The following is a 9,305-nucleotide window of genomic DNA, read 5'->3' on the forward strand; positions in this document are numbered from 1 at the left end:
AACTAAAAAAAATTAACATATTTTTTAAATAAAGTTATACTGAATCAGGTATTTCAAAAGAATTTCAATATTCTTTGATTTGAATTATAAATGTCAAGAAATATAGTTTAAAAACAAATTGTTTGTTTTTTTATAACAATTATCCTATTGGTTGACAAGGATTTAGCTTTTTAAATTAATTTTATTATATTTGACTAACATTTTTTAACTTAAATAAATTACATGCGCGCACTTTATAAATTCGTTTGTTTTTTCCTTCCGGCATTAATTCTTTTTACCACCTCTAATGCCGAAGATATCTTACCTAAATATCAAACTCAGGCAGAAATAGAAGCATATCAAATGCAGAAATATGGTCAATTAAGAGGCCAATTGTCAAGTGATAGGATGACAGATTCATGTGATGGTATTTGTGGTGAGCAAGCTCCAAGTGGATGTTGGTGTGATAATGATTGTGTTCAACATGGGGACTGTTGCTTTGATTTTTTAGATGTATGTGGTAATCAACCCGATGTGTTAGAAATGCCTGAAGATATGTGGGTCCCCGGTGAGTTCGAAGAGGTTCAATCCGTTTTGCTTCGCTGGCCAACCAGTAGTAGTGGAGCATACAGAAGACTTTATACTGCTCTTGCGGATGCTATTCAACAGGAGGCCGAGGTTTGGATAGTTTATTCGGGAGATACAACAAATGTGCACAATATGATGGACATGGAGGGCAAAACACTTTATAACCATAAGTTCTTAAACGTCCCTTCAAATTCTATCTGGGCACGTGATTACGGTCCATTTGGATTTTATCACGGAGAAGAAGATGAGTTGGCATTCATTGATATGCAATATTATCCTTCAAGACCTTTGGATAATGACATACCACAGGCTGTAGCAGATATGATGGGTATTGATAATTACGTGATGAATTTGTATCAGGAGGGCGGAAATTTAATGGTTGATGGATTTGGGTTTGGTTACTATAGTACCGGTGCTTATGACAGAAACCCTATTTGGACTGAAGAGATTGTGGATGATTATAAGAAATCAACTTTTGATTTTCATTCTGTGGCTGCACCCCTGCGCTTAAGTTGTGACGGCGGTACCGGGCATATTGATATGTATGCCAAGCTTATTGATGAAAGATCAATTTTAGTAACGGAATATCCGGAAGAAGTTACAGCTCAAGATCGGGATATAATTAATGATAATATTGACAATCATTTTGCACCGGCAATATCAACTTATGGAACACCAATGGAAATAGTACGTTCTCCGGTTCCCAACAGAGATAATGGCGATTTAGCAACCAGTTGTGGCCAGATAAATTCGGATGCCAGAGGTTATGTGAATGGTTTGTTTGTAAACAGAAGTTTTATAATGCCGATTTATTCTAATAATAACTCAGGAGACGCCGAGCAGGACTCAATTGCCATAGAATACTACAGAGAAATTATGCCGGGATACAATATTGTACCTATAGATGCCCGATTGTTAACTCCTATGGGAGGCGCTATACATTGTATAACTATGCAAATTCCGGCGGATAACCCAATTCGTTTTTGGCACCCTCCGGTTGAAGGTCTTCAGGCAGCTCAATCTGAATATAACTTTAAATCAAGAATAACCAACAGAAGTGGAATAGAAGATGCTGAATTGCGTTGGAGAGTTAACGGACAAGCATGGAAAAGTGTTAGCTTAACAGATAGCATGGGTTACTATGTTGGCAGCATTCTGAATCCCGGCTTTACAGTTATGGACACAATTGAATATTACCTACATGCTAAAAGTAATAACGGCAAAGAAATGACTAAACCTATAGTTGCACCTGAAGGTCATTATAGATTTTGGTTTGAAACCGGTAAAATTTTCTTACCGGCAATTGAGTATAGCCTTGATGAAGATAAACCTTTGGAAATTTCAGTTTATCCCAATCCTACTAGTACAAATATTAATATTTACATGAAATATAACGGATTTAAGCCATTAGAGTTAAGTGTAACAAATGTACTTGGTGAAACTGTTTATCAATCAGGTGTGAGTTTTAGTGGTGAAAATGTTAAAACGATACCAGTAGAAGATTACTCTCCCGGAGTTTACTTTATAAAAGTATCCGATGGAGATAGTCATCGTATAAGCAGATTTATTAAGCAATAGATTTGTTTTAAAAGAAGTTGTTTTTAAAAGAGGTAGTCAAAAGGCTGCCTCTTTTTTGTTAAAAGTATTAGTTTCATCATATACTTTAAAAATTAAGAATAATATTGGTACTATACATTAAAAATATGGTTTGCAACCGTTGCATTATGGTTGTAAAAGCTACGTTGGAAAAACTGGGAATAAAGCCTGTTTCGATAAGTTTGGGCGAGATTGATTTAGGAGATATAAAATTATCTGATAAAGTATTGATGGAATTAGATAAAGAACTCGAACAGCTTGGGTTTGAACGGATTGATAATAGAAAAAGCCGGATGATTGAAAAAATAAAAAATATCATCATAGAAACAATTCACGAAACAGACGGGGAGCATAATGCAAATTGGTCAGATATGATTTCCAAAGAGTTAAATCAAAGCTACAGCTACCTGAGTAATTTATTTTCCTCAGTTGAAGGAATAACAGTGGAACACTTTATTATTCTTCAAAAAATAGAAAAAGTAAAAGAACTGCTGGTTTATGATGAACTCACCCTTAGTCAGATAGCATTCAAACTGGATTATAGCAGTGTGTCTCACCTATCAGGACAATTTAAAAAAGTTACCGGTTTTACCCCTTCTCAATTCAAAAAAAACAAACAAAAAAAGCGGAAACCACTGGACGAGGTTTAAAATAAATCCTTTTTTTTCCTGAATCTTTGTTTAGCTATAATCCATAAATTTTATAAACTAATCCGGAAATTGTATAAAGCCTATACAGTTTTAAGTCAGTAATTTTGTAGAACAATTATTTAACAGCAAGGGATGTAGAAGAAAAGCTGATAAAATTGTTCAACCGATGTTAGAAATCATTGGATAAATTATTAATAAAATCTATTAAAATGAAACACACGTATAAAGTAGAAGGGATGACTTGTGGGAATTGCGTATCTAAGGTAAAAAGCGAAATCCTTAAGCATCCGGATGTCCTTACGGCAGAAGTCAGTCTTGAAAAGAAGCAGGCTGAAATAGAAATGGATAAACACATTCAAACAAGTGATTTGCAGAAGCGTTTGTCTGATATCGGTAATTATACAATTTCCGAAAAGGATGTCGATATGCAGCATGAAGAAACAGAAACGGAGAATGAAGATTCATGGTTTCAAACATATAAGCCCATTCTGCTGATTTTTGCCTTTGTTGCCGGTGTTTCTTTCTTAGCAGCTTATTCAGCAGGTGTTGTTGATTGGATGCTCTGGATGCAATACTTTATGGCTGGATTTTTCATTACTTTTTCTTTTTTTAAGTTTCTTGACCTCAAAGGTTTTGCAGAAAGCTATTCTACTTACGATCTTTTAGCAAAAAAAATATATAACTACGGATATGTATATCCTTTTTTGGAACTTGGACTTGGTATAGCATATCTGACCGGTGTTTTTCCACTTTATACTTATGTTGCAACAATAGTAATTATGGGCTTCAGCAGTATAGGAGTAATACAAAGTGTGCTTGATAAGCAAAAAATTCAATGCGCTTGTCTTGGAACTGTCTTTAATCTGCCGATGAGTACAGTAACTATAATTGAAGATTTGCTAATGGTGGCAATGGCTGCAGGGATGCTGATTATGGTAGTTTAAGAATTATCAAAAAACTAAAGGCTTTATAGAATCTGTAAACAGAGTCCATGAAAGCCTTTAGGAATTATTAAGGTATCTCTATTTTATCGTCCAACATTCACTTTAAGCCATTCGGTTTTATCTTTTGTTTGAACTTTTAGCATATAATATCCTGCCGGTAAGTGATCAGTATTGATTTGAGTTTCATTTGTTTGCAGTATGCTTTCAAAAATTAACCTGCCGTAAAGGTCAAATAAATATACTTTTTCCAGCTGCTTACCGGATTGAATATTGATTTTTTCAATAGCAGGATTTGGATAAATTTTAATTTGGTTTTCATCCTGAATTTCATTTACACTAACCGGATTAAATTCAATGATTGAAGTGGTTGTCATTGTTTGTACTTCCAGTTCTGTTTCATTTTTATCTATTGCTTTAACATTGCTGATACTAAATTCAATTGGATAATATGTCAGGCCTTTACCGGAAAGATCGTCTTTTATCACGAAACTCACTTCAGCAATTATTCCATATTGAGAGATTATGTTTTGTTGATTAGTACGGGTAATGGCTATATCTGAGGTTCCGGTGCCGGGGAAGTGTTTTGAAAACCCAAGTAGATTTACTCCCGGAGTGCCTACCCATGAACTGTCATACATGAGGCTTGGTGAATTCTCCATTAATTCTTCATCATAGTTCATAGTAAATGCAATTCCATAGATTTCATCAACGGGTGAATTTGCATCTCCGTAAATAATACTTGCAATCGTAATTTGCCCCGGATACATTGTGTCCGGTAACTGAACAAATAGAGGAGGCCCATTTTGCGAAGAATTTTTGCTAATCCATCATTAGTCCCAACCCAGATGTCGCCATTTAACTCTACAGCCAAAGCGTTGACATAATAATCAGGTAAATCAGAACTGGAAGTGTCATAAACAACCCAATTGACACCATCAAACTTTGCTATACCCCCACCAGTCATGCCGAAAGTTCCAACCCAAATATTATCATTTTGATTTATGGCAATAGATGAAAGTGAGTTCTGAGGAATATCAGAGTTGTTTGTATTAAAAATAGTCCAGTTATTCTCATCAAAACTGGCTAAGCCTCCTCCAAGAGTACCAATCCATTTGGATCCGGTGTCATCTATTTTAATGACGCTAATAATGTTATTTGGTAAATCAGAGTTAGAAGTATTATAAACTGTCCAATTTGCCTGACATTCAATGTGATTCAGAAATACATACATTAGTATAAATGTAAATAGTACTGTTTTTAAGTGTAAGTTTTTCATGAGTATTTATTTTTTTGTCCGTTAATGGTCTTTTTCACATGTAAAAGTAAACACAGACTTTATGAAATGAAAAGACAAATTTTCATACTTTTCGGATAAAAATTAGATTTAAAATGAACAATTGTTAATATAAATAAAAGAAAAACAGATGCTTATAAAAATCCATAGACAAACATTTTCGACAAAATAAAAATTTACTTAACAAAATAATATTGACAAAAAGTATAAATTGCACAAAATTGAATAAAGATGCAAAACAGTAAACTCATTCAAACAATTCGTTCTCTGGGAAAAGTTGATCTTAACCGGTTAAAAGCTTTTGTAGAATCCCCTTATTACAACAAGCATATAAATGTGATTGAACTTATGCAGTATATTTACAATTGTTATCCTGGCTTTGATACAGGTCAGCTTGAACGCAAAAAAGTATATAAATCACTATTCCCCGGCCAAACCTATGATTATTCAAAGCTCTCTCACCTGATGAACTATCTGCAGGAGCTTACAGAACATTTTCTGGCAGCAGAAGCTTTTAATACAGATACATTTTTACCTCATTATCTCGCTTTGTTAAAGATAAAAAACACCGGCTTGAATTTTCTATATGAAAAAAAATATGCATGCAGCTAAACTGTTAAAACAACTTCCGGAAAATGACAAACTGCATTTTTATTACAAATTATGCATTGAAAATGAAATGGATAATTTTTTCATCAACAGGAAAAAGAAAGCCGGAACAAATCATTTACAGCAAAAGTCAGACAGTCTGGATTTATTTTTCATTGCTAATAAGCTTGAATATTGGTGCGATATGCTCAACAGGAGCAATGTTCTGAACATTGATTATGACTACCCCTTGATGGAAGAGATCATTCGGCTGATTCATTCTGATAAGGAAAAGTATCTTTCAATATCTGCCATTAAAAACTATTACTTCATCCTGTTGACATTGAAAGAGCCTGAAAATGAGATACATTTTTTTCAATTGAAAAAAAATCTTTCAGCTGACAGTAGTGCAATAGCAGAAAATGAAGAAAAAGTTCTATTTGATTACGCACAGAATTACTGCATCAAACGTATCAATAAAGGAGATTCACTTTTTTTGGAGGAATTGCTTTTTCTCTATAAAGAAATGATTCATCGCGAACTCATATATGAAAGCGGTTTTTTCCCTGCATCGGACTTTAAAAATGTGATTACTATTGCTTGCCGAACAAAATCTTTTGATTGGGCAGAGGATTTTATTTTTCAATACAAAGAAAAATTGGAGCCCGGAATCCGGGAGCATGTTTTTCAATACAATCTGGCATCTTTATACTATGAAAAAGGAGATTATGACAAAGCTCTAGAACTGCTTAACAAGGTGGAGTTTACGGATATTTATTTTGCATTGGGCGGCCGTTCCATGCTGATGAAAATTTATTTTGAACTTAATGAGCACGATGCCCTCAATTGGCATTTGGATGCTTTTATAAATTATCTTCGTAGAAATAAGCTGGTTTCAAAATATCAATACTCAGTACATATTAATTTTATAAGATTTACCCGTAAAGCTTTTCAACTAAAATCGGATACAGAATGGAAGAGTAAAAAAGAACTGGAAAAGGCATCTAAAAAGCTGATAGAAATGATTAATCAAACCAAAGAAATTACCAACAAAGCCTGGCTGGAAAAGCAACTAAAAAAAATAATGAAAGAGGATTAAGAAGTTGATTTTATTTTAAAATATTTGCTTTATAAAGCTTGAAAAATCATTTTAGAACATTACCTCAATAAAGTGACATTCCCGTATTTTGTTACCGTTACACCGGAAAAACATCTTGCCTGTAAATGATAAGCAAATACATCTGAATTTAGTATGACACCATTAAACCTTCCGTCCCATCCGGAGTTGATGTCATTAGTTTCAAACACCAGTTGTCCCCAGCGATTGAAAATTCTGAAAAAATCAATGCTCTCAAGTTTTCGGCTCCTTACATACAATATGTCATTGATTTCATTGCCATCAGGAGTAAATGTATTTGGAATAAAAATGTCTTCTAAACAGTAATCTGTTATCTGTAAGAAAATGGAATCAGTAGCTTCACAGCCATTATTGTCTATAACTGTTAATTCAAAAAAAGAACTTCCATTTTCTAAAATTAGGGGGTTTGGACAATCTGAGCAATCTAAATATTCATCCGGACTCCAATAGTATTCTAATTCATTTCCAATTGCAGAACTAAGTAATTGATAGGTATTCAAAGTTATATCTGTCAATTCATAGCTTATTTTAACTTCAGGGCCTTCTTCAACTACAATATGCACATATTGAACAAAGTTTTCACAGATTTCTCCATCGGTTGAAAGTTGAAATGTTATGTCATGCTGAGGACTGACAACAGGGTTTAATTCATTAGCATTTTCAAACATCCATTCCGGGGACCAAGTAAATGTACTATTTTCATCAAGTTCAGGAATATGTGATTCCAGCTGAACCTCTTGGCCTTTACAAATTGCAATGCTATCAACAAAAGTAGTACTCTGATTTTCAACAACATAAACTGTTGTCTCATTTGACAAGCTACAGCCGTATTGATTTACTGCATATGCATAGTAGGTTGTCGTTTGGTGTGGATTAACAGAAATTTGTTCTGAGTCTAAATATAAGCTCCCGTCATCAGAAAGCCATGTTAGGGTAGTGTTATCTGAGACTATGTTTCCGTTTAAATTTATATGTTGCCCGGAGCAAATTGTCGTATCAGGATCAATTATAAATTCAGGTTCAGGAAAAACATCAATATTTAATGTCCCATAATTTATACAACCATATTCATTATAAACAGCTATATGATATTCAGAGGAAATTTCAGGGTAAATAAAGTTTGAAGGACAATCAATACATGGAATTCCATTTCCACTTAACCATAATATACTATCTGTACTATTTATGTTTATTTCAATTCCATTGCCTTTACATATAGCTGTGTCGGCAGGCAATTGAACTTCAGGAAATGGCAGAATTTGATAATTAAGAGAATCTTCAATATAGCATTGATTAGTATTAGGGATAGAAGCAGTTACATGAAAAATTGATGTTTCTGATGAATAAATAATCGGGTTATGGCAGGTGTCACAACTGATATAAGCAGTTGATGACCAGTTATACTCAAATTCTTCAGGCAAAACTATCGTTAAACTGTCACCGTAACAGGAAGCATAGTCTGTCAGATTTAAAGGGTCAGGAAGTTGACCTTCTTCTACGATGATACTTGACTTTGCTTTGCAATTATTAATATCTCTAACAGTAAGGTTATAATTACCCGCACTTAAACCATTTATATTTTTCCCCATAAAACCATTGCTCCATTGGTAAAGGTAAGGCATAGACCCTCCGGTGGCAGTTGCTGCTACCCATCCATTAAATTCACCAGGACAACTTTCGTCTCCTGATAGCAGAGCTATTTGTATTTCCAATGGCTCTATAATCTCAATGCTGTCGATGTATTTTTCACATCCATTTTCATCTGTTATAGTGAGGTTGTAATAACCGGGAGACAAATCATCTTGTATGCTAGATGCTGAAATGCCATTTGACCATGTATAGGAATATGGTGCATTCCCACCCAATACCGTAATAGAAATTTTCCCGTTATCTTCACCATAACACCTTATGTGTTCTTTTTCATAACCAACCAAAAGAGGAAGAGGCTGCATTACAAAAATATTGGATTTACTTGAATTACATCCTTCTGAATCTGTAACAGTAAGTGAATAAAATCCTGAGCTTAATCCTGAATTTACAGATGTTGTATCACCATTTGACCATGAATAATCATAAGGCGCATTGCCACCCGTTGCTAAAACTTCAATTTGCCCATCATTACCCCCATAACAGCTAACAGCTGTTGCGGAAACATTCAGAGTTACGGGTAAATAAGGCTGAGTTACACTATCAGAAACCGTAAGCTGACAACCATTCGCATCAGTAATAAGCACTTCGTAAAGACCTGCCTGCAGATTTTGGGCAGTTTGTCCGTTTTGTCCGGGATTGGTGTTCCATGAAAATTGATAAGCCGGTGTGCCACCGCTGACATCTACGGTAATACTACCGTCATTGCCACCAAAACAACTGACGTTAGATGTATTAGTTGTAGCACTTAAAGCAGTAGGTTGGGTAATTTCGACGATAATTGATTGGTTACAACCAAAAGAATCCGTGACTAAAACATTGTGTGTTCCTGCCGGTAAACCGGTTGCTGTTGCAGCATTCATGGTTGAATCGCCGTTCCA

8 protein-coding genes are annotated in these 9,305 nt (G+C 34.6%); 5 read left to right on the top strand and 3 right to left on the bottom strand.

Going from position 1 to position 9,305, the window contains the following annotated elements; translation table 11 throughout:
- Nucleotides 1–222 precede the first annotated feature (222 nt).
- The 3 genes from EA412_06550 (at nt 223) to EA412_06560 (ending at nt 3,757) form a co-directional block, all read left to right on the top strand.
- Nucleotides 223–2,145, top strand: a complete 1,923-nt coding sequence (locus EA412_06550) for a T9SS C-terminal target domain-containing protein (protein TVR79456.1) — start codon at nt 223–225, stop codon at nt 2,143–2,145.
- Nucleotides 2,146–2,246: 101 nt separating this feature from the next.
- Nucleotides 2,247–2,813, top strand: a complete 567-nt coding sequence (locus EA412_06555) for an AraC family transcriptional regulator (GenBank protein TVR79457.1) — start codon at nt 2,247–2,249, stop codon at nt 2,811–2,813.
- A 209-nt stretch (nt 2,814–3,022) separates the two neighbouring features.
- Nucleotides 3,023–3,757, top strand: coding sequence for a heavy-metal-associated domain-containing protein (locus EA412_06560; protein ID TVR79463.1), 735 nt, complete (start codon nt 3,023–3,025; stop codon nt 3,755–3,757).
- An 83-nt stretch (nt 3,758–3,840) separates the two neighbouring features.
- Here EA412_06560 and EA412_06565 read toward each other — a convergent pair whose 3' ends face one another.
- Both EA412_06565 and EA412_06570 read right to left on the bottom strand, forming a co-directional pair.
- On the bottom strand, nt 3,841–4,524 hold the full coding sequence (locus EA412_06565) for a T9SS C-terminal target domain-containing protein (GenBank protein ID TVR79458.1): 684 nt from the start codon (nt 4,522–4,524) through the stop codon (nt 3,841–3,843).
- Nucleotides 4,434–4,988, bottom strand: a complete 555-nt coding sequence (locus EA412_06570; protein ID TVR79459.1) for a hypothetical protein — start codon at nt 4,986–4,988, stop codon at nt 4,434–4,436. The genes EA412_06565 and EA412_06570 overlap by 91 nt, the downstream gene beginning before the upstream one ends.
- Before the next feature lie 294 nt (nt 4,989–5,282).
- On the opposite strand from EA412_06570, the gene EA412_06575 reads away from it, so the two are divergent.
- Together EA412_06575 and EA412_06580 are read left to right on the top strand one after the other, a co-directional pair.
- Nucleotides 5,283–5,663 carry a hypothetical protein gene (locus EA412_06575; GenBank protein TVR79460.1) on the top strand — a complete coding sequence of 127 codons (381 nt, stop codon included), beginning with the start codon at nt 5,283–5,285 and terminating at the stop codon, nt 5,661–5,663.
- Nucleotides 5,638–6,738, top strand: coding sequence for a hypothetical protein (locus EA412_06580; GenBank protein ID TVR79461.1), 1,101 nt, complete (start codon nt 5,638–5,640; stop codon nt 6,736–6,738). The genes EA412_06575 and EA412_06580 overlap by 26 nt, the downstream gene beginning before the upstream one ends.
- Before the next feature lie 59 nt (nt 6,739–6,797).
- Here the strand turns inward: EA412_06580 and EA412_06585 are convergent, their stop codons facing one another.
- Complete coding sequence (locus EA412_06585; GenBank protein ID TVR79462.1) at nt 6,798–9,287, bottom strand: hypothetical protein; 2,490 nt, start codon at nt 9,285–9,287, stop codon at nt 6,798–6,800.
- Nucleotides 9,288–9,305: the final 18 nt, after the last annotated feature.

The organism is Chitinophagaceae bacterium (assembly GCA_007695095.1).
Lineage (GTDB): Bacteria > Bacteroidota > Bacteroidia > Chitinophagales > REEL01 > REEL01.